This is a genomic window from Ruegeria sp. J8 (assembly GCF_056531925.1).
The window spans coordinates 60134-81823 of record NZ_JBQFMR010000002.1 but is presented as its reverse complement, the minus strand read 5'-3'; the positions used below and the strand labels follow the sequence as shown (position 1 = coordinate 81823).

General features: G+C 59.9%; 18 protein-coding genes. 7 read left to right on the top strand and 11 right to left on the bottom strand.

Annotated elements, in window-relative coordinates; translation table 11 throughout:
- Positions 1–63 precede the first annotated feature (63 nt).
- From ACR0L1_RS03880 to ACR0L1_RS03865, 4 genes are all read right to left on the bottom strand, one after another.
- Positions 64–1722, bottom strand: a complete 1659-nt coding sequence (locus ACR0L1_RS03880; protein ID WP_480857249.1) for a hypothetical protein — start codon at positions 1720–1722, stop codon at positions 64–66.
- A gap of 56 nt (positions 1723–1778) precedes the next feature.
- A complete protein-coding gene (locus tag ACR0L1_RS03875; protein ID WP_170782488.1) occupies positions 1779–2987 on the bottom strand; it encodes a multidrug effflux MFS transporter in 1209 nt (402 codons plus the stop codon).
- 75 nt (positions 2988–3062) lie between these two features.
- Entirely contained in the window at positions 3063–3722 is a 660-nt protein-coding gene (locus ACR0L1_RS03870; RefSeq protein WP_480857247.1) for a DsbA family oxidoreductase, read from the bottom strand.
- Entirely contained in the window at positions 3719–5236 is a 1518-nt protein-coding gene (locus ACR0L1_RS03865) for a class I adenylate-forming enzyme family protein (RefSeq protein ID WP_480857245.1), read from the bottom strand. The genes ACR0L1_RS03870 and ACR0L1_RS03865 overlap by 4 nt, the downstream gene beginning before the upstream one ends.
- Before the next feature lie 65 nt (positions 5237–5301).
- Here ACR0L1_RS03865 and ACR0L1_RS03860 point away from each other — a divergent pair, with 65 nt between their 5' ends.
- The gene (locus ACR0L1_RS03860) at positions 5302–5925 is read left to right on the top strand and encodes a helix-turn-helix domain-containing protein (protein WP_170774292.1); all 624 of its coding nucleotides are present in this window, start codon (positions 5302–5304) and stop codon (positions 5923–5925) included.
- Here the strand turns inward: ACR0L1_RS03860 and ACR0L1_RS03855 are convergent.
- The gene (locus ACR0L1_RS03855) at positions 5914–6150 is read right to left on the bottom strand and encodes a hypothetical protein (RefSeq protein ID WP_170774290.1); all 237 of its coding nucleotides are present in this window, start codon (positions 6148–6150) and stop codon (positions 5914–5916) included. The two genes, ACR0L1_RS03860 and ACR0L1_RS03855, sit on opposite strands and share 12 nt — an antisense overlap.
- Positions 6151–6644: 494 nt before the next feature.
- A complete protein-coding gene (locus tag ACR0L1_RS03850; protein WP_480857242.1) occupies positions 6645–8459 on the bottom strand; it encodes an extracellular solute-binding protein in 1815 nt (604 codons plus the stop codon).
- A gap of 293 nt (positions 8460–8752) precedes the next feature.
- Between ACR0L1_RS03850 and ACR0L1_RS03845 the strand changes: the two genes are divergently transcribed.
- Positions 8753–9526 carry a 3-hydroxybutyrate dehydrogenase gene (locus tag ACR0L1_RS03845; protein ID WP_480857240.1) on the top strand — a complete coding sequence of 258 codons (774 nt, stop codon included), beginning with the start codon at positions 8753–8755 and terminating at the stop codon, positions 9524–9526.
- 103 nt (positions 9527–9629) lie between these two features.
- On the top strand, positions 9630–10655 hold the full coding sequence (locus ACR0L1_RS03840) for a patatin-like phospholipase family protein (RefSeq protein ID WP_170782976.1): 1026 nt from the start codon (positions 9630–9632) through the stop codon (positions 10653–10655).
- Here the strand turns inward: ACR0L1_RS03840 and ACR0L1_RS03835 are convergent, their stop codons facing one another.
- The 4 genes from ACR0L1_RS03835 to ACR0L1_RS03820 all read right to left on the bottom strand — a co-directional run bounded on the left by ACR0L1_RS03835 (position 10656) and on the right by ACR0L1_RS03820 (position 13855).
- Positions 10656–11333 (bottom strand): DUF502 domain-containing protein, encoded by a 678-nt coding sequence (locus ACR0L1_RS03835; protein ID WP_170774285.1) that lies wholly within the window; start codon positions 11331–11333, stop codon positions 10656–10658.
- Between the two features lie 63 nt (positions 11334–11396).
- Complete coding sequence (locus ACR0L1_RS03830; protein WP_170788667.1) at positions 11397–12302, bottom strand: pseudouridine-5'-phosphate glycosidase; 906 nt, start codon at positions 12300–12302, stop codon at positions 11397–11399.
- A complete protein-coding gene (locus ACR0L1_RS03825; protein ID WP_170774281.1) occupies positions 12299–13192 on the bottom strand; it encodes a PfkB family carbohydrate kinase in 894 nt (297 codons plus the stop codon). The genes ACR0L1_RS03830 and ACR0L1_RS03825 overlap by 4 nt, the downstream gene beginning before the upstream one ends.
- A 45-nt stretch (positions 13193–13237) precedes the next feature.
- A complete protein-coding gene (locus ACR0L1_RS03820; protein ID WP_480857237.1) occupies positions 13238–13855 on the bottom strand; it encodes a thiamine phosphate synthase in 618 nt (205 codons plus the stop codon).
- A gap of 153 nt (positions 13856–14008) precedes the next feature.
- On the opposite strand from ACR0L1_RS03820, the gene ACR0L1_RS03815 reads away from it, so the two are divergent.
- The 4 genes from ACR0L1_RS03815 to ACR0L1_RS03800 all read left to right on the top strand — a co-directional run bounded on the left by ACR0L1_RS03815 (position 14009) and on the right by ACR0L1_RS03800 (position 18761).
- Positions 14009–14752: an RNA methyltransferase gene (locus ACR0L1_RS03815; protein ID WP_170752876.1), complete on the top strand. Its 744-nt coding sequence runs from the start codon at positions 14009–14011 to the stop codon at positions 14750–14752.
- A gap of 59 nt (positions 14753–14811) precedes the next feature.
- Positions 14812–15957 (top strand): heme A synthase, encoded by a 1146-nt coding sequence (gene ctaA, locus ACR0L1_RS03810; RefSeq protein ID WP_480857235.1) that lies wholly within the window; start codon positions 14812–14814, stop codon positions 15955–15957.
- A gap of 1 nt (position 15958) precedes the next feature.
- Entirely contained in the window at positions 15959–17428 is a 1470-nt protein-coding gene (locus ACR0L1_RS03805; protein WP_480857233.1) for a carboxypeptidase M32, read from the top strand.
- 79 nt (positions 17429–17507) lie between these two features.
- The gene (locus ACR0L1_RS03800) at positions 17508–18761 is read left to right on the top strand and encodes a DsbA family protein (protein ID WP_480857231.1); all 1254 of its coding nucleotides are present in this window, start codon (positions 17508–17510) and stop codon (positions 18759–18761) included.
- 84 nt (positions 18762–18845) lie between these two features.
- Here ACR0L1_RS03800 and gyrA read toward each other — a convergent pair whose 3' ends face one another.
- Positions 18846–21578, bottom strand: a complete 2733-nt coding sequence (gene gyrA, locus ACR0L1_RS03795) for a DNA gyrase subunit A (protein WP_170774271.1) — start codon at positions 21576–21578, stop codon at positions 18846–18848.
- Positions 21579–21690: the final 112 nt, after the last annotated feature.

The following is a 21690-nucleotide window of genomic DNA, read 5'->3' as shown; positions in this document are numbered from 1 at the left end:
AGGGGATCCCAGCTTCATCTGGCTAAAAATATCCCCGCCGGAGGCATCGCGCTTTAGCGCGATTTAGCTTTGCATCGCGGCTTGGGCGCAGAAACACGAGGCTGCGACCGCCCGATCGGCCCGAGCTAGAGCAAGGTCCAGCCGTTGTTTGATCTGTTGGATTTCGAACGTTTCATTCCGCGCCTTGAGGCAATCATGCAGGCCTTTGAGGCTCCAGACATTGTCCGGGTGGATCGAGGCGCGGCTGAGCGTTCCGCCCAGACCCAGATCTTCCCGGTATACGGCTTCGGCCTCGGTCACGTGACCTTGTTCGAACAAAAGCGCCCCAAGCGCGTGGCGGGTGGGCTGCATCCAGCCCCATGGCTCGTCGTAAGGCAGCGTATCATCCAGTTCGACCGAACGCCGCAGATGCGCGTATGCCGCAACATAGTTTTCTTTGCGGTATTCGATCTCACCCCGCAGCATTTCACTGGCGATTTCCAGTAGGTCGATGACCCGGTTGTTGTGCAGACGGCGGGCCTCGGGCACGCGGGCTTTGGCGGCGTGGAACTGGGTTTCTTCCGCTTCGGCTTCGGCAACCTCTCCGGTCGCAGCATGGGCGAGTGCGCGGGCATAGTGGGTTGTGGCCGTGAGCGTTCGGTAGAGGTCGGGGTCATCCGGCAGGTCTAGCGCTTTGGCCTCGGCCCAGCGACCAAAGCGGATCAGGATGTGAGGTTTCATGGACAGATAGGCTTCGAAGAAATCGGCCATCGGAGGGCTTTCGATCCGCAGCATCTCTTCCGGCGTAGTGTCCCACATTGCCTGATTTGCGGCCAGAGCCGGTGCCATCTGACCCAGAAAGAGCGCGCCATATATTGTGAAGTGGTAATTGTGCAGCCGGTAGCCGGTATAGATCGTGAAGGCGCCTTCGCGCTCGAAATACTTCAGGTCCGCGACCGAAGCCTGCTGGTTCCACTGAACGACATTGTGGTAGTGGCCGCACAGAACGTCGATATGGGTGGGCATGTGTACCAGGTGCCCGGCCTCGGGAACCAGTCTGCGCAGCACGTCGCCAGCCTTGAGCGCTTTTTCCGGGGTTGGCGACATTTCCATCAGGTGCACGTAAAGGTGTAGCAGGCCGGGATGAGACATGGCTGCGGGATCGTCGGCCATGGCGTCTTCCAGCGCGGTTTGCGCCTCAAACGTTGCTGCACCTTCGGCGGGTAGGCCTGTCTTCAGGTCCCACATTTTCCAAGGGGTGAGGTTCAATAGCGCTTCGACATAAATGGTGCGCAGGTCCAGATTACCGGGCTGGGCGGCAAAGGCGTCACGCATGGCTTCGGCAAAGTCATGGTCCCAGCTGTGCATGTCGGGAATTGGTTCGCGCTGTGGATAGCGGGCGGGTAGGGCGCTGATCAGCGCTTGTTCGACCGGGTTGCAGATTGAGGCCAGAGCCAGTGCCTGCTGCGCTGCGTCATAGGCTTGCTCGAGCGACTTTTTCTTCCCGCGGTCATCTCGCAAATCCCAGGGAAGGTTATAGTTAGGACCCGCCGCATAAGCGATACCCCAAAAGGCCATGGCACAGTCCGGGTCGGCCTCGGCAGCGCGCTGGAAACAGGCGACGGCCTCGTCATGGTTATAACCGTAGGTCCAGTTCAGCCCCCGATCGAACCAAAGCTGCGCGTCGGGTGAAGTCGTAGTGATCGGGCAGGAATATGGGCCCAGATCGTAATAGTCGCTCATTTCAGTCTCCCCTCGGGTCGAGCGGAGGTTAGCGCGTTTCAATCAAGCTGCACAGGTCAGACGAGTAGTCTGTTTTCGATCCGGCCCATATGCAGCATCAGGCCGAAACCCAATGTGCTCATGGTCAGTATACCCGCGCCCAGAGGCAGGATCGAACCGTCAAAGAGCAGACCGATTGGGCCAGCGATCAGCGCGGCCAGAACGGTTGAAACCGAACCGATCACCGAAGCCGCCATGCCCGCGATATGGCCCATCGGTTCCATCGCGATGGCGTTGAGGTTGCCCATGGTCATTCCGGCCATGAAGAACACCGCTGTCTGCCAACTGACGAATAGCGCAAAGGACAGGTTGGCCGACAGGTCGAACGAATTCAGCAGCAGCACGAATGAGGTGAACAGGATCTGACCGCCCAGCCCCCAAGTCACCAACCGTCGCATGCCCAGACGCACAACAAGGGTCGCATTCAGCAAACTGGCCGAGCCCGACATCAGTGCCACAAAGCCGAACCAGAAGGGAAAGCTGTGGGCGCTGTTGTGGATCTCGTCATAGACCTGCTGGACCATGGTCAACATGGTAAACAGCATGCCAAGGCACAGGGTCTGCACCATGATTGACAGGCGCACCGTGGGGTGGCTGAACATCTCGCGGGCGGCATCCAGCATTAGCGGCAAGCGCAAGGGACGGCGGTTTTCGGGCGTCAGCGACTCGGGCAGACGCAGGCCCATCCATACGATGGTGATCAGCGAAAACAGCATGAAGGAGACAAAGACCGCGCGCCAACCGGCCAGGGCGATCACGCCGGCGCCCATCATGGGCGCAATGGCCGGGACCAACGTGAAAATCATCATGGCGATGGAGACGATCCGCGCCATCTCGCGCCCGGAATAGAGATCGCGGATAATGGCCATGGCGACCACACGCGGCGCGGCGCTGCCGACACCTTGCAGAACGCGGGCCAGCAGCAGCATTTCCAGCGAAGAACTTGCCCATGCGGCGGCAGCGGCAAGGATATAAAGGGCCGAGCCTACATAGATTACAGGTTTGCGCCCGAAAGCGTCCGACAACGGGCCGGTGAAGAAGGTGCCGATACCCATACCCAGCACAAAGGATGTCAGGATCAGTTGCGCCTTGTTGGTGTCATCGGGGCTAAGCTGTGCGCCGATATCGGGCAGCGCAGGCAATATCGAATCGATGGAAAACGCAATTGTTGCAAACATCATTGCAACAAGTGCGACGAACTCTCCGCGAGACATGCGACTGGCCATGGTGCCCTCCTGACCCGTTCGCGCTATCACGCGCGGTCAGGGGGCGCCAGTCATGCCAATGCACACAGACCTGTGCTAATTTGCAGGGGAGGCCTCAAGTTGAGACATGATGTCCGCGATCACGCGCTCCCACATCTCGGGCGGCTGCGCACCGGGAACGGCGTGCTGGTTGGCCACGATGAAGGTCGGGACCGAGTTCACGCCCATTTGGCGCGAGTGGCTGTCGCGGTTGCTGATATCCGAACGGTCGGCGTCTGACTTCAACAGTTTCAACACTACGGCGGCGTCCATGCCGATGCCGTCTGCAATATCGCCGAGAACCTCATGGTCTCCGATATCGCGCGCCTGGACGAAATAGGCTTCGAACAGGGCGTCCACGGCCTCGGTTTGCTTGCCCTCGATCCCGGCCCAATGGATCAGGCGGTGCGCGTCCAGCGTATTTGGGGTGCGCTTCATGCCTTCGAAGTCGATCTTCAGCCCGGCATTCTCGGCATGTTCGACCACCGGCGCATAGGCCCGCACGGCGCCTTCTTTGCCGCCGAATTTACGCTCCAGATATTCACGACGATCCATGCCGTTATCAGGCATATCGGGGTTCAGCTGAAACGGGTGCCATTCGATGACGAAGGGGTGGTCGGGGATCGCGGCCAGCGCTTTGTCCAGATGGGTCTTGCCGATATAGCACCACGGGCAAATCGGGTCGGACATGATATCAAGCTTGACGGTCTGGGTCATTGTTGGCTCGCCTTGAAGTAGGCCGGAAGCGCCCGGCGCAGGAGTTTGCCGTTCCCACCGGTCGGCAGTTCGGGCAGATAGATAAAGGCGCGCGGTTGCTTGTAGCGCGCCAGATTTGCTTCCACATAGGTGCGCAGGTCCGCCTCGTCCAGTTCTTCCGGCCCGGTATAGAAAGCGGCGATCAGAAAAGTGTCCTGTTTGACCTCAACCGCTGCCGCTCCGACCTGCGCGATGCCTGGGTATTGCGACAGCACCGCTTCGACCTCAATCGGTGAGACCCGATAGCCGCCCGCGTTCATCATGTCATCGTCGCGCCCCAGATAAGTGATCTGGCCGTCAACGGCCATCGCCCCCTGATCTCCAGTTAAAAACCAGTCGCCCTGCATTCGCGCCTGCGCCTCGTCCGGGGCGTTCAGATAGGTCAGCATCAGGCCGGGGTCCGAACGGTGGATGGCGATGGTGCCTGCCTGACCCTGCGGTGCAGGGCCGTCGGGCCCCAGAATCGCAACGCGACGACCGGGTTGCGGTTGTCCCAACGACTCTCCCCGTGCCGGATGGTTAGGGCTGGAGGAGATGAAGGTCGAACATTCGGACATACCGTAAGCTTCGAACAGCTCGGTTCCCGTGGCGCGCATCCAGGCATGGTGCAGCGTAGGCGACAGCTTTTCCCCGGCGCACAATCCATGGCGCAAATCGGGCAGGTGCAGGTCATCAGGGGACGATACGATCTTGCGGAACACCCCCGGAGCGGCGGCAAAGATCGTGGCTTGGTGGTCGCGCAGCAAGCCGGGCAGGGCGGTCAGATCGGTGCCCGGTTCTGGGATCAGCGCCGTGGCACCGATTGTCCAGGGATCCATCAACCCGGTGCCCAGCGTATAGGTCCAGTTGAAGGCGCCCGCGTGGCACAACCGGTCATCTTCGCGCAACCCGTACCAGCCATCGACCATCATTTGCCGTGCCCAGATGGCCCTATGCGCATGGGCGACAGCTCGGGGTTTGCCCGAAGTGCCCGAGGTGTAGACGACATAAGCCAAACGCTCGGGGTCGCCCATCTGGACTGTGGCGGGTGCGAGGTCGCGCATCATGGTCAGGTCGGACAAGGAAACTTGAACCGGATGAGGAGCACAAGCCACCGATGGGTCACGCAGCACAGCCGCTGGTTTCAGATCCTGAATGATTTTCGCCGTTTCAGGTTCGGTCAGTTGAGACGAGGTTGGAACGGGGACAATCCCCACCGCAATTGCGCCCAGATACGCAATCGGAAAATCAACCGTGTTTCCCAACCGCATCAACGCGATATCACCCGGGAACAGACCCGCCTGCAGCAAGCCGGCGCCTGTGCCCAGTATGGCGCGTTTCAACGCGGCATAAGTCCAATGTTGCGCGCCCTGCGCACCCAGCACTGACAAAGCGGTCTTTTCCGCAAAATCATCCGCGTGACGCAACACATGCGCAGCCAAATTGAATGGTACGGGGCAAGCTGGTGGCGGGCCTTGATCGAAGACAGACAACATGGACCTTGGCTAACGTGACGTCTGACGCGTTGCAAGCAGGACGGGCTGGCCCTATAGAAAAACGCATGAGCACCCAAGAGCAGACATCGCTGATCCGCATCGCGCGGGAATCCGGAGACCATACCGAGCTTGAGCCGTTGGATCTGGGCGCCCGTGTCCGCGAATTGCGCAAAGCACGCAACTGGACGCTGGAACAGGCGGCCACGCAGGCAGGGCTGGCGCGTTCGACGCTCAGCAAGATCGAAAACGGTCAGATGTCGCCCACCTATGACGCGCTGAAGAAGCTGGCGGTTGGGCTTGAGATCTCGGTGCCGCAGTTGTTCACGCCCCCGCAACGCGAGCAGGTGATCGGGCGGATGTCTGTCACCCGGATGGGTCAGGGTGCGGCACATGCGACCGCGACTTACGAACATGAGTTGCTGGCGGAAACACTGACCAAGAAACAGATGCTGCCCTACCGTGCGCGCGTACGGGCCCGCTCGATGGACGAGTTCGAGGGCTGGGTACGCCATGATGGTGAAGAGTTCCTGTATGTCCTGACCGGCGTCGTGCGGCTGTATACGGAATTCTATGAACCGGTTGAGATGCGTCGCGGTGATAGCGCCTATTACGACGGCAGCATGGGCCACAACGTCGTGTCTGTCAGCGATGAGGACGCAACGATCCTGTGGGTAACGTCACTTACGTAAAGTGCTGCTGAATTCACGGTTCAGACCTTCTGTGAACAGAAAATCCTCTAGCTCTTCATGGGCTTCGTTTACGGTCAGTTGGTGCCGCTCGGCCAGATAGGCTTCGAACCCTTTGCGATCCTTGCCCAGCTTTGGCTTATCCTGATCGCGCAGGTTCGGAAACCGCCGTTTGGCGCGTGCGTACATCGCATCCCAGTCTTGCGTCAGGTCAGTCCAGTTCAGCATGTGCAAGCTTTCCGGTTTCCAGGTTTCAAGGCTGCCCGGCCTATTTTCAGGTTACGAAGCCCCTGCGCGACCCCGTGCATGACAAAATGTCGCACCTTGCGCTTGCGTATTTTCGGAATGGAAATGCCCGTTGCAGCCGCACCGCAACGGGCTGTCGGACCTAAGGTTGGAGTGAGTGGAGGCAGGTCCGTTTCTCAGACGCGCTGCGGGGTACGAAATTGGCTAAAGTTCAAGAATAAAAGAAAAAATCTTATCACACAGAGCGAAGTATAGGCCGAAGGCTAGCGGCAAAGATGTATTCGGTAAAGCTCTTTTTGAGACTGGGCCGATTTTGGACGAAAATTCGCGGACCCGCAGATTTTGTGGTAGTGAAAACAGTGACTACTCTATGTCGTCAGAAAACCGAATGTGCCAATTTTCGCCGACAGGCTGCGACGGGCGAGATCAGACCTTGGCTCGGAGGGCGGAATGGGCGCGAAAGCGCCCCATTTGGGCTATTCTTCGAACCACCAGACCTGCGGCATGTATTCCGGCCCGTCCCCGTAAATCGGCAGAGTGTCGGGGAATTTTAGCTCTTTCGCGTGGGCGATGCGGCCAACGTCGAAATTCCAGATCGGGATGACATAGCGCCCGGCGGTCAGAACCCGGTCCAAGGCGCGGGTGGCGGCCACGAAATCCTCGCGGCTTTCCGAGGCAAGCATGGCGTCGATCATCCCATCTACCGCAGGCGAGGCAACGCCCATCAGGTTACGTGTCCCCGGCGTGTCGGCGTTCTCGCTGCCCCAATAGAGCCGCTGTTCGTTGCCCGGAGACAGTGATAGTGCCCGGCGGAAGAAGGTCATGTCGAAGTCCAGCTCGGAAGTGCGACCCGTATATTGGGCGCTGTCGACCATCTCGGTCGTGACCTGAATACCCAGACGCTCCAGCGCGCGACTGTAAATCTCGATCGCCGTTTCGCTTTCGGTGTCACCCTGTTGCAGAAGGACGGTGAGGGTAAAGGCATCGCCAGCTGCATTGCGCAGCACGCCGTCCTGAATGGTCCAACCAGCCTCGGCCAGCAGAGCGGTCGCTTTGCGGATATTGGACCGGTTGCGCGCTGATCCGTCACTTTCGGGTAGGCTGTAACCCTCAAGCACGCCAGGCGGCAACGTGTCTGCAAAGGGTTGCAGCAATTCAGCGACTCGGCCCGACGCTTCTCCTGGTTGCATGGCAAGATCCGAGCCCGAGAAATACGAGGTAATCCGGGGCTGTGCGCCACCCGTGATCGTGTCGTTGATGAATTCGAAGTTGAAGGCAAGGGTCAACGCCTCGCGCACACGCCAATCATCGAACGGGGCCTTGCGGGTATTCATGACAAAGCCCGTCATTCCCGAAGGTTTGCCATGCGGGATTTCAGTTTTGATCACGTCGCCACGCTGGATCGAGGGGAAGGTGTATTGCGTGTCCCACTTGTCGGCGTTGAATTCGCGCACGGCGGTCAGAGCACCGGCCTTGAAGGCCTCGAACAGGACCGTGCCGTCTCCGTAGAATTCGATCCGCATCTCATCCAAGTTCATGGTTCCGCGTCGGAACGGGATGTCCGCGCCCCAATAGTCCGGGTTCCGGCGCAGGGTGACATAGCGGCCGGCCTCATAGTCATCGATCACATAGGGGCCGGTGCCGACGGGGATGTCATGCAGGGTGGCGTCTGCGAAATCCTTGCCCTCCCACTGTGCCTTTTGAAGGATCGGGCGCAGACCGGCGATGAGCGCCAGCTCTCGGTCGGGGTCGTTAAAGGTGATCCGAACCGAGCGCGGGCCAGTCTGTTCGATACTGTCGATCTTGCCCCACAATCCGCGATATCGCAGGTGGCCTTCGGTGCCCAAAATCTCGTACGACCAGATCACATCTTCGACAGTCACCGGAGTTCCGTCTGAAAATTGGGCGTTTTCGCGCAGGGTGAATTCGACCCAAGAACGGTCTGGTGCTGTTTCAACCGATTCGGCCAACAACCCGTATAACGAGAATGGCTCATCCCAGGATCGCCCCATGAGGCTTTCATGGGTCCAAAATCGCAATTGCCAGGGTGGGGTGCCTTTTTGCACAAACGGGTTCAAACTGTTATAGCCGCCGGTATTTCCAAAAACGACTTTGCCGCCTTTTGGCGCGTCGGGATTCGCGTAAGGCAATGACACAAAATCCGGTGGTAGTGCGGGCGCGCCATACATAGCTATGCCATGAGCCGATTCTGCGTTAGCGATAGCACTGCTCAAAACCAGGGTGATTCCCGTGATCACAGGGCGAATGGGGCGGAGAATATTGGGGCGCATTTTGGAAACAATCCTGCTCTGGCCTTATTTTGTTGGGATTCATCGTACCGATGATTTTTCTTATTTTCAAACTTTTAGCTTGGACGGAGGCGTGGAATTGCTTATAAAGGGTGCACTGCTCGATAGGTTTCTTGCCTGTATGAAACCTGCCTCAATAACTTAACGCCCGCTTCGTGCGGGCGTTTTTTTTGTGCAGATTTTTGGCGCTGTTTCGTGCTTTTGTCATTCGCCGTTTTCTTTGCAGGTGCAGCATGGCACTGTGGCTGAAATTCGGTTTTCGAGGGAGAGCGACCATGAGCCTTTCGGGCAAGACGGCAATTATCACAGGGTCAAATTCAGGTATTGGATTGGGTATCGCACGCGAGTTGGCGAAGGCCGGGGCGGATGTGGTGTTGAACTCGTTCACCGACCGCGACGAGGATCACGCGCTGGCTGCCGAGATCTCGGATCAGACGGGAACAAACGCACGCTATGTCAAGGCCGATATGTCTAAAGGCGACGAATGCCGGGCGCTGATCGAGACCGTGGGCGTATGCGATATTCTGGTCAACAATGCGGGTATTCAGCATGTGGCGCCGATTGATCAGTTCCCGGTCGACAAATGGGATGCGATCATTGCGATCAACATGAACTCAACTTTTCACACGACAGCCGCCGCCTTGCCGATGATGCGTAAGGCCGGGTGGGGACGTGTGGTCAACATCGCCTCGGCCCACGGGCTGACGGCTTCGCCCTACAAGGCCGCTTATATCGCAGCCAAGCACGGGGTGGTGGGTATGACCAAATCCGTGGCGCTGGAGACGGCACAAGAGCCGATCACGTGCAATGCCATTTGTCCGGGCTACGTGTTGACCCCGCTGGTTGAGGCGCAGATTCCCAATACGATGAAGGAATATGACATGAGCCGCGAGGACGTGATCAAGAACGTCATGCTGGAGCGGCAACCGTCGAAAGAGTTTGCCACGGTTGAGCAGTTGGGAGGCACAACGGTGTTTTTGTGCTCGGACGCGGCGGCGCAGATCACCGGCACGACGATTTCCGTGGATGGCGGTTGGACGGCGTTGTGAGACTGCGTGGGGGCGCTGCCCCCACACCTGCTGTGCATTAATTCGTGGGGGCTCTGCCCCCACACCCCCGAGGTATTTTTGAACAGAAGAAGGGGCGGGCGTTATGAAAAGGATCAATCTGGCCCTACAGGGCGGTGGTGCACATGGGGCGTTTACCTGGGGTGTGCTGGACCGGATTTTGGACGAAGAGGATATCGAGGTCGCTGCGATCACTGGGACTTCGGCCGGGGCTTTGAATGGGGCCGCGTACAAGTCAGGTATGGTTCGGGATGGGCGCGATGGGGCGCGTGCCAACCTGAACGGGCTTTGGGCGCGTATGGGGGCCGTGGGCGATATGCGGTTGGCCAATTGGATGCAGGCCGTTGAGCCTGCTCAGGTCGCGCAGGCGATGGAGTATTCCTTGCCGTTTTCCGTGGGGGATACGTGGTCGCGGTTGGTGTCGCCTTATGCATACGGGCCGTTCTACAAGAACCCATTGGAGTCGGTGATTGATCGCTTCAACTTTGATGAGGTCTGTGCGGATCTGGGACCAGCCCTGTTTGTGTGTGCGACCTGTGTGCGCAGTGGCAAGATCCGAGTGTTTACGGGGGACGAGATTTCGACCGATGCGATTTTGGCTTCGGCCTGTTTGCCGACCTTGTTTCAGGCGGTGGAGATTTTCGATCCAAAAACGGGGCGGACTGAGGCTTATTGGGACGGTGGTTATACCGGCAATCCGGCGCTTTACCCTTTGTTTGACAAAGGTTTGCCCGATGATGTTGTGATCGTGAATATCAATCCTCTGGAGCGGGACGAGGTGCCGAAGACCCCGCAGCAAATCCAGAATCGGGTGAATGAGATCAGTTTCAACTCGTCCCTGTTTCGGGAGTTGCGAGCGATCAGTTTCGTACAGCGTCTGTTGGCCGAGGGCAAGTTGCAAGCGGGTGAGATGAGCCGCGTGTTGGTGCATATGATCGCGGATGATGAGCTGATGAATGATCTTTCCGTGGCGACCAAGACGGTGCCGAACCCGGTCATCCTACATAAGCTGAAAGAGGCTGGGCGTCGGGCTGCTAATCGGTTTCTGACCGATCACAAGGCGGATTTGGGCCAGCAAAGCACTGTCAACCTGCCGGAGATGTTCGGCTGATCACTCGGGCGGCTGGGTCGGGTCTTTTTCGTTCGGGTAGACCAGACCGGCTGAAATGACCAGTTTGGCGGCGTCCTCAATGGACATGTCCAGCAGGATCACGTCCTCTTCAGGGAAAAACAGCAAGAAACCGGAGGTCGGGTTCGGTGTTGTGGGCACGAAGACGCTGAGCAGTGCACCGCCGGTTTCGGCACGGTCGCTGACCTCGCCCCGCGCGGTGGTCGAGACAAAGCCGATAGCCCAGATACCACGGCGGGGATATTGGATGAGACAGGCTTTTTCAAACGACCGTTCGGTTTGCGCGAAAACCGTTTCCGAGATCTGTTTGATCCCGGAATAGACCGACCGAACCACTGGCATCCGATTCACGACGCTTTCGCCGAAATGGATCAGCGACCGGCCCAGAATGCCTTTGGCGATCCAGCCGACGATCACCGTGAAGATCAGGAATATCACCACGCCGACGCCGCGCAGATTGATTCCTACATACTGTTCCGGGTGAAATTGCTGCGGCACAAGCGGCAGGACGGCGCTGTCGATCCAGCCAACCACGGACCAGATCAGCCAGACGGTTAGCCAGACCGGCGCAATGACAACGATGCCCGTCAGAAATGACGCGCGCAGCCGGGAAAACAGGCCCGGTCCGCGGTGAGGTTCTTCGTCAAAGGGCGTGTTCATTGCGGTCCTGAGTGATTTGCCGATTTAGTTAAGCAGTCCGGGGCCTTGGTACAATAGCTTTGCTCACTCGGACAGGGCGCGGGCGATTCTGGCGGCCAATTTTGCGTTATTTCTAACCAATGCGATGTTTGCGGTCAGTGAACGCCCCTCGGTCTGTTCATAGATGCGCTGCAGCAGGTAAGGGGTGACACCTTTGCCGGTGATCCGGTGCGCGTCGGCGTCCGCTTGGGCGGAGGCGATGATCGGGGCCAGTTCCTGCGCCGGGATTTGGTCTTCGGCGGGGATCGGGTTAGCCACGAGTTGCCCGCCGGGCAGCCCAAGGGCGCGGCGTGTCGCATGGGCCTTGGCGATATCTGTGGCGTTATCCATGCGCAGGGGGGCCGCATAAGGCGATTGCGCCGACCAGAAGGCGGGGAACGCGTCCTGACCATAAGCGATGACGGGCACGCCTAGCGTCTCTAGCACTTCAAGCGTTTTCGCAAGATCAAGGATCGCTTTGGCGCCTGCGGCCACAACCGTCACCGGGGTTTGCGCCAATTCGTGCAGGTCCGCCGAGATATCGAACGAGGTCTCGGCCCCTTGATGCACACCGCCGATGCCGCCGGTGGCAAAGACCTCGATCCCAGCGTGATGCGCGGCGATCATGGTGGCTGCGACGGTGGTGGCACCGGTCCCGCCAGTGGCCATGCAAGCGGCCATGTCCGCACGGGACAGTTTGGCGACGCCCTGCGCTTGACCCAGCGCCTTCAACTGATCGGCCTCAAGCCCCACATGCAGCTTGCCGTCGATCACCGCCATAGTGGCGGGCACGGCGCCTGCGTCGCGGATATCCTGTTCCACCTGCGCCGCGACCTCGATGTTCTGAGGGTAGGGCATCCCGTGGGTGATGATGGTGCTTTCCAGCGCAACGATGGGTTGGCCTGCGTCTTTGGCGGCGCGGACCTCGGCCGAGTAGTGGATGTCGATCACAGTGGGGTTTCTCCGGAAACGTAAGTGGCGGCGGCGTGCAAGGCGCGGGTCAGGGCAGCGTCGGGGGCGGCCCCGGCGGCCTCGGACGCGATATGCGCCGCCATGAAAGTGTCGCCCGCGCCGGTTACGCGTGTCACCAGAACGGACGGGGGTGTTTGGGTCAGAATCTCATCTGCGGTGCCCACGGTGGCCGAGTTGCCGCCATCTGTGACCAGCACTCGCAAGGCGCCGCGATCCAGCAGACCTTTGGCGGCGGATTCGGAATCGGTGAATTCGCGCTGGCACAGGATGCCGGCCTCTTCGAGGTTCACATAGAGCGTCGCGCGGGCGTGTTTGAGGAAGGGCAGCAGGCGCTCGGCCTTCCCGGGTGAGGCCGGGGCCACGCGCAAATCGGCTTTTGCGAAGGCCGGGCTTTGGGCGATTTCTTCCAGCAAAGTTAGCGTCAGGTTGCCATCCAATGCGATGGGGCCTTCGAACGGTGTGTTCTCGTAGCCCAACGGTCCGTGCATCAGCGGGCGTAGGATTTTGGCCCCAGCAGCCTCAAGCGAATGCGCGTCGGCGATGGCGGCGATCAGACCATTGGCGCCTTCGACAGCCATATAGCGGTCGGTCGGCAAATCCTGCGAGCGGTAGACGTGATCCGTGACCATGCCCAGCCGTGCGCAGGCATTGACCAGTTCGTCGCCTTCAGGGTCGCGGCCAATTGCGGTCAGCAGTGTAGGCGTCATACCGAACCGCACCAGTGTCATGGCGATGTTCATGGCCACGCCGCCGGGCAGGCGGGTGATCCGCCCCGGCACGTCTGACCCCTGCCGCATGGCGCTGGCAGACCGCCCGATCACGTCCCACAAGACCGATCCGATACACAGGATTTCGCTAGTCTGAGTCATGCCCGTGTCATGCCGCAGCGTCACGGCAGGTGCAAGGGATAACGCTCACATCGCGTCGGTCAGGGCTTTCAGCGCGGCAACAGGATCGTCCTGGGACCAGATCTCGTCGCCAATGCCAAAGAAATCGGTGTGCGGCGACAGCTCGCGGATCAGGTCGGGGGTCAAACCGCCTTCGGCCACAACCGGAACCTCGATCATTTCCGACCACCACTGGAACAGGTCTTTTTCTGCAATGGTGCCGTCGCCTAAGGCCGATGTAACCACCGGGCCAAAGGCCACGTAGTCCGCGCCATGCTCACCTGCGGTCATGCCGTCATGGCTGGAGGCCGCGCAAAAGCTGCCGACGATGGCATCCGCGCCCAGTTCTTTGCGCGCCGTCCGGACCGAGCGCGCACCGTCATCCAGATGCACCCCGTCCAGCCCTAGCCGCTGCGCCAGCAGGACATGGTTCGAGATCACGATCGCCACATCCCGTGCGTGCGCGACTTCGCGGCAGGCATCGGCGGCGCGGGCGATGGTGTCTTCGTCGCTACCCGCCAAAGCGAGGCGGATACAGGCGATCTCGGTGCTGTCCAGCACGCGACCCAACTGCTCGGGGAAGGTGCTCAGGGTGATCGTGGGCGGGGTGATCAGGTAAATCTGCGGCTGCTCGGGGGTGTCCATTGGCGCGTCCTTCGCTTTCAGTCTTTGGCGCGGTTTAGCGGATTGGGCCGGGGAAGCAAACTTTTATGCCGGATATTGGCGCATTTGGCCTCCCGGACGGCTTGCCCTGCGCCAAAGCGCCGATTACAGCAAGCGGAACTTTCGGAGACAGCCATGCCCAGCGACAAATCCCAGCCTTCCTTTGTGCTCGTGCGCCCTCAGATGGGCGAAAACATCGGTGCTGCCGCGCGGGCGATGTGGAACTTCGGGTTGGACCGGATGCGGATTGTTGCGCCACGTGATGGTTGGCCGAACCCCAAGGCTGTGGCCATGTCCAGCGGTGCGGGGCGGTTGCTGGATGAGGCGCAGCTTTTTGACGATCTGGCCGGGTCGTTGGCTGACAGCACCTTTGTCTTCGCCACCACGGCACGTCAGCGCGGGTTGACCAAGCCGGTCTACAGCCCCGAACGCGCCATGCAGATTGCCGCTGAAAAAGTCGCGGCGGGCGAAAAGGTTGCCGTACTGTTTGGCCCCGAACGCGCGGGACTTGAGAATGAAGATATCGCCAAGGCCAACGCCATCATCTCGGTGCCGGTGAACCCCGAATATGCCTCGCTCAACCTTGGGCAATGTGTGCTGCTGACCGCCTATGAGTGGATGCGCCAAAGCGCCGATGTGGTGCATGAGGCCACTGATTTGGGCAAGGGCGATTGGGCGACAGGGATCGAGGTTGAAAAACTGGTCGAACATTACGAGGACCGGCTGGAAGAGGCGGGGTTTTTCTACCCGCCTGAAAAGGCCGAAGGGATGAAGACCAACCTGCGCAACCTGTGGTCGCGTATGCGGATGACGCGGGCCGATGTGCAGATGCTGCACGGGATCATGCGGCAGATGGTCCGCTGGAAGGACAAGGGCTAAGGCTGGACCTATCTTCCGCTTCACCCTAGCGTGCGACGAAACAAGGACATGAGGACAGCATGAGCGGCAAGCGCAGCATCTTCGAAGAGGTCTCGGGCGACCAGAAACAAGAGGCGGTTCAGCCCGGTATGATCGACCGTGGCCGGGGCGGCGCGCGCAAGGCAATCCGGGCGTGGCTGATGATGCTGTTCGCGCTGGTCGTGGTGATGATCGCTGTGGGTGGCCTGACGCGCCTGACCGATAGCGGGTTGTCGATTACTGAGTGGCGACCGATCACCGGGGCTATCCCGCCGATGTCCGAGACAGATTGGCAATCCGAGTTCGACAAGTACAAGGAAATCGACCAGTGGCGCATCCAGAACCAGTGGATGGAGCTGGACGATTTCAAATTCATCTATTGGTGGGAATGGGGCCACCGTCAGCTGGGCCGCGTGATTGGTCTGGTCTGGGCCATCGGGTTTTTTGGCTTTTTGGCAGCGCGAAAAATCCCGACGGGTTGGACTGGTAAGCTTTTGATCCCCGGTGTTCTGGGCGGGGTGCAGGGGGCCGTTGGCTGGTGGATGGTCGCTTCGGGCGTAACGCAGGGCGAGGGTATGACCGCCGTTGCCAGCTACCGCCTGGCCACCCATCTGGGGCTGGCCTTTGTGATTCTCGGGTTCCTGGCGTGGTACATTTTTGAACTGGGCCGCGTGGAGCGCGACCTGATGCAGGCCCGCCGCACGAAAGAGGCGAAGCTGTTCTCTCTCTCGACCGGTTTGATGCATTTCGCATTCCTGCAAATTCTGATTGGCGCACTGGTCGCCGGGATAGACGCGGGGCGCTCTTATACCGACTGGCCTCTGATCGGCGGGCAGCTTTTGCCGCCCGATGCAACGATGCTAGAGCCGATGTGGAGGAACTTTTTCGAAAGCCCCGGTCTGGTGCAGTTCACTCACCGCTGTGCGGGCTATCTGCTGCTGATTTTCGGCTTTATCGTCTGGAGGCGCGGTGGCTCCAGCGCACATCCGCAGACGCGGTTTGCCTTTAACGCGGCTTTTGCAGCGCTGGCGCTGCAAGTGGTGATCGGGATTGTGACCGTGGTCTATGCTGCGCCGTGGCAGATCGCGATTGTCCATCAGTTCATGGCCGTGGTCGTCTGGACCCTGATCCTGCGCGCGCGTTTCCTGACCGCTTACCCAATCGCAACCTCGATCCGCGGAGTCTGACATGACCGCCTTTGACGACCTGATGGCCTTTCAACGCGAAACTTCGGCGCTGGGGCAGATTGCCGGGCGTTTGGGCTGGGATCAGGAAACGGTGATGCCGCGCGGAGCGGCCCCGCAACGGGCAGAAGAAATGGCCGCCATCGAAGCTGTTCTGCACGCGCGTCGGTCTGATCCGCGCGTGGCCGAGTGGCTAGAACAGGCCGACCCGCAGGATGAAGCTGGCAAGGCGCAGATCCGAGAAATCCGCCGGTCTTATGAGCGCACGGTCAAAGTGCCCGCCGATCTGGCCAAGGCAATTGCGCGTGTCACATCCGCTGCGCAGGGCACATGGGCGCAAGCCCGTGCGGACGAAGACGTGGCCACGTTCCTGCCCGTGCTGCATGAGGTCGTTGCCCTGAAACGTGAAGAGGGCGCGGCGCTGGCGCAAGGCGGTGACGTCTATGACGCCATGGTCGAGGATTATGAGCCCTACACCACGGGCACTCAAATTGCCGAGATATTCGACCAGATGCGCCCGCGTCTGGTGGCCCTGCGCGCCGCTGTTCTGGATCGCCCCGCGCCGCAAGCCCTGACCGGCACTTTTGACGAACTAACCCAGATGCGCCTGTCGCAGAAACTGGCGACCACCTTCGGCTATGACCTGAACACGGGCCGCGTGGACAAGGCGGTGCATCCGTTCAGCTCGGGCAGTGGGTTGGATGTGCGCATCACCACCCGCACCAGCGAAACCGACCCGTTCAACTGCTTCTACTCGACTATTCATGAGGTCGGCCATGCCGCTTATGAGCAAGGCATCGACCAAGCTTATGCGCTGACCCCGCTGGGCAGTGGGGTGTCGATGGGCGTGCATGAAAGCCAAAGCCGGATTTATGAAAACCAGCTGGGCCGCTCGCGTGCGTTCACCGGCTGGCTGTTCGATCAGATGACGGCGGCCTTTGGCGATTTCGGGATTAGTGACGCCGACGCATTCTATGCCACCGTCAACGGTGTTCATAACGGCTATATCCGAACCGAGGCGGATGAGGTGCAATATAACCTGCACATCATGCTGCGCTTTGATCTGGAGCGCGCCCTGATGGCCGAAGACCTGCAGGTCAGCGATCTGGAGGCCGCGTGGAATGACCGTTTCAAGGCCGATTTCGGCTATGCGGTCGACAAGCCTTCAAACGGGTGCTTACAGGATGTGCATTGGTCGGTGGGGCTGTTTGGCTATTTCCCGACCTACTCGCTGGGCAATGTCTACGCCGGATGCCTGTATGAGGCGCTGCGCGCGGCGCTACCAGATTTGGACGCGCAGCTTGCGCAAGGTGACTCGACGGGCGCAACCGGCTGGCTGCGCGAGAACCTGCAGCGCCATGGCGGGCTTTATGCCCCGCGCGAGGTCATAACCCGCGCCAGTGGGGTTGAACCGGGGCCAGAGCCGTTGCTGACGTATCTGGAAGACAAATTCTGCAAGCTCTACGGCCTCTGACCCTCACGTTTCAGTGTTCGGCCGTGGGAATCTTTGTGCCAGACGATAGAGTGCCCCAGAGGCGACTTGGGAGGGGCACGTGTCGATCAAAAACAAGTTGAAAACCCAAGCTGCGGTTGTGCTGACCAGCGAGGGCCTGCACGGCGCAAGGCAGCGTATTGCCGAGGTGCGACGGAGGCTCAACGGCGAGCCTCATACCGTACAGTATTTTCACGACGTTGCTGATCCCTATTGCCACCTCAGCCTGCAGCTTTTGCTTAAGTTACAGAACAAATTTGATGTCCAGATCGAGCCGCATCTGATCTCGCGCCCGGCTTCGGATATCCAGCCGTTGCCCACCGAATACTGGCAGAATTCATGGGCCGACACTGTGCGATGGGCGCGACGTTTAGGGTTGGCAGCGCCACAGCAGCTGGCCCAGTCTGACGCGGGTTTTGCGCAAGCCGAGCGGCGTCTTGCGGCCCTGTTGGGTGATCAGGACTTCGCCTCAAAAGCACTGCAAATCAGCACTGCGCTGTGGTCCGGTCTGGATATCCCCGAAGGGGCGCACTCTGATCCGAATGTGGCGCGGCGGGCAGGGGATCAGGCTCTTGCCGCCGCCGGGCATTACCTTGGCGGCAGCTTTGCGTATGGGGGCGAATGCTATTGGGGGCCGGACCGGCTTGGATACCTGGACGGGCGTTTGGCGACGCTTGGGCTTGGGCCGTCGCACCCGCCCATTGTGCCGGACTATTCCGAGCCCTTCCCAGATGCAACAGGGCAGGAACTGGAGTTCTTTTTCTCGTTTCGAAGCCCGTATTCCTATCTGGCTTTCGACCGTGTACGCGATCTAGCCACGCGGACCAATGCGCGTTTGATCTTGCGTCCGGTGCTTCCGATGTTGATGCGTGGACTGCCCGTTCCCAAAGCGAAATCATCATATATTTTAGGGGATTGCGCGCGCGAAGCGCGGCGTCTGGCCATCCCGTTTGGTCGTATTAGCGACCCTTTGGGCGCGGGCATTGAAAGGGGGTACGCCCTATTGGATTATGCCGAAGCCGAGGGTCGCCTGCCGGAATATTGCGCGGCTTTCATGACCGGCGCTTGGGCCCAAGGATTGGATGCCAGCACCGATACCGGGCTTGCGGAGGTCGTGCGTCAAGCGGGTTTGGAATGGCAAACGGCCAAGACATTGATTGGCACTTCTGACTGGCGGACCCGGGTCGAGGCCAACCAGGAACGTCTTCTCCAAATCGGGCTTTGGGGGGTTCCCAGCTTTCATCTGAACGGCCAAAGCGTTTGGGGTCAGGACAGGCTTTGGGTGCTTCAGGATCTTATGCGAGCACAAGCTTAACAAGCCATCCCGCTACGTGTGTGTCAAAGTATGACCTCGCCGCTCAACATGGGTTGCGCGGCGAGGTCACCAGATGGTTTTGGACTATTCGGCCTCTTCATCGCCCTGATCGGCGATCCAAGCGACGCTGACGACTTCTTCGCCCTTGCCGGTGTTGAACACCCGCACGCCGCCTGCGCTGCGCGACCGGAAGGAAATCCCGTCAACCGGCACCCGGATCGACTGCCCCTTGGAGGTGGCCAGCATGATCTGATCGTCGATCTCAACCGGGAACGAGGCCACAAGATCGCCGCCGCGCATGGCCTTGTCCATCGCTGCGACACCCATGCCACCACGCCCGCGCACGGGGTAATCGTGGCTTGAGCTTAGCTTGCCTGCACCGCCCTTGGTGATCGTCAGGATCAGGTTTTCAGCCGCCGACATTTCGGCGTAACGTTCCTGCGGCAGCACGCTGTCGGCGTTGCCTTCATCCTCATCGCTATCGGCTTCATCGGTGACACCGGCCATCAGGCGGCGCATCTTGAGGTAGGCTGCACGCTCGTCCGAGCTGGCGTCGAAGTGGCGGATGATCGACATCGACACGACCTCATCGTCGCCGTTCAGGCGCACACCACGCACACCAACCGACGAGCGGCTATTGAACACCCGCACATCCGTGGACGGGAAGCGGATCGCGCGACCGGATTTGGTAACCAGCATAACGTCGTCATCCTCGGAACAGATACGGGCGTTGATCAGCTTGGTCTCGGCGTGCTCGTCCTCGAACTTCATGGCGATCTTGCCGTTGCGTTTGACGTTGGTGAAATCCGACAGGCGATTGCGCCGCACGGTGCCCGCGCTGGTGGCGAACATGATCTGAAGGTTCTCCCATTCCTCGTCTGGAACATCCACCGGCATGATCGCCGCAATGGAGACCCCGGTCGGGATCGGCAGGATGTTGACGATCGCCTTGCCCTTGCCGGTGCGGCCCGATTGCGGCAGGCGCCAGGTCTTGAGCTTGTAGACCATGCCGTCCGTGGTGAAGAACAAAAGCTGCGTATGGGTGTTGGCCACGAAGAGGGTGGTGACCACGTCCTCTTCCTTGGTCTGCATCCCCGAAAGTCCCTTACCGCCACGTTTTTGCGCCCGGAAATCGGCCAGCGGGGTACGCTTGATATAGCCGCCCGAGGTGACGGTCACGACCATGTCTTCGCGTTCGATCAGGTCTTCGTCTTCCATGTCGCCGGACCAGTCGACGATCTCGGTGCGACGGGGAACGGCGAACTGATCGCGCACTTCTCGTAGCTCATCGCCGATGATAGACATGATACGCTCGCGCGATGACAGAATATCCAGATATTCTTTGATCTTGGCGGCCAGTTGCTCCAGCTCGTCCGTGACCTCTTTGACACCCAGTTGAGTCAGGCGCTGCAGGCGCAGTTCCAGAATGGCGCGGGCCTGAACCTCGGTCAGGTTATAGGTGCCGTCGTCGTTCATCTTGGACAGAGGGTCGTCGATCAGACGCAAATAACCCTCGATCTCGGCCGCAGGCCAGCGGCGGGTCATCAGCTTTTCGCGCGCCTCAGCCGCGTCAGCCGACGAACGGATAGTGGCAACCACTTCGTCCACGTTCGAAACGGCCACAGCCAGACCACACAGGATATGGCTACGTTCGCGCGCTTTGCGCAGGTCATAGGCGGTGCGGCGGGCGACGACGTCTTCGCGGAAGTCGATGAACGACGTCAGGAACCGGCGCAGGGTCAGTTGCTCGGGCCGACCACCGTTCAGGGCCAGCATGTTGCAGCCAAAGGACGTCTGCATCGGTGAGAAGCGGTACAGCTGGTTGAGCACTACCTCGGGCGTTGCGTCACGCTTCAGTTCAACGACAACACGCACGCCGTTGCGGTCGGATTCGTCCTGCACATGAGCGACGCCTTCGATGCGCTTTTCTCGCACCGCCTCGGCGATCTTTTCAATCATCGAAGCCTTGTTCACCTGATAGGGAATCTCATCCACGACGATGGCGTAACGGTCCTTGCGTAACTCTTCCACGCGGGTCTTGGCGCGGATGATGACGCTGCCGCGTCCTTCCAGATAAGCTTTGCGCGCACCGGACCGACCCAGCATGACGCCGCCGGTCGGGAAATCAGGTCCGGGGACGTATTCGATCAGTTGTTCCGACGTCAGGTCCGGATCGTCGATCAGCGCCAGTGTGGCATCGACCACTTCGCCCAGATTATGTGGAGGGATATTCGTCGCCATACCAACAGCGATACCGCCAGCACCATTGACCAGCATGTTCGGAAACCGGGCAGGCAGGACGGTCGGCTCTTTGTCCTTGCCGTCGTAGTTGTCCTGAAAATCAACAGTCTCTTTTTCGATATCGGCCAGCAGGGCGGCGGCAGGCTTGTCCATCCGTACTTCGGTATAGCGCATGGCCGCCGGGTTATCGCCGTCCATCGAGCCAAAATTGCCCTGACCATCCAGAAGTGGCAGCGACATCGAGAAATCCTGCGCCATCCGCACCAGCGCGTCATAGATCGCGCTGTCACCGTGCGGGTGGTATTTACCCATCACATCGCCGACCGGACGGGCCGATTTGCGATAGGCCTTGTCGTGGGTGTTCCCGGTTTCGTGCATGGCATACAGAATCCGCCGATGCACCGGTTTCAGCCCGTCGCGCAGATCGGGGATCGCGCGGCTGACGATGACCGACATGGCATAGTCCAGATACGAGGTGCGCATCTCGGATTCGATTGACACCGTCGGACCGTCATAGACGGGACGCTCGGGCGGGGTTTCATCCATGTTTTCTGGGGTTTCTGGCGTATCGCTCACGTAAACTGCCCGATCTTTAGCTTGGGTCTATATCTTGTGGATGCACTCTATCAGACCCGGCACATAAGGTGCAAGCAAGCTGATCCTTTCCGGCAAAAAAGCCACGGTAACA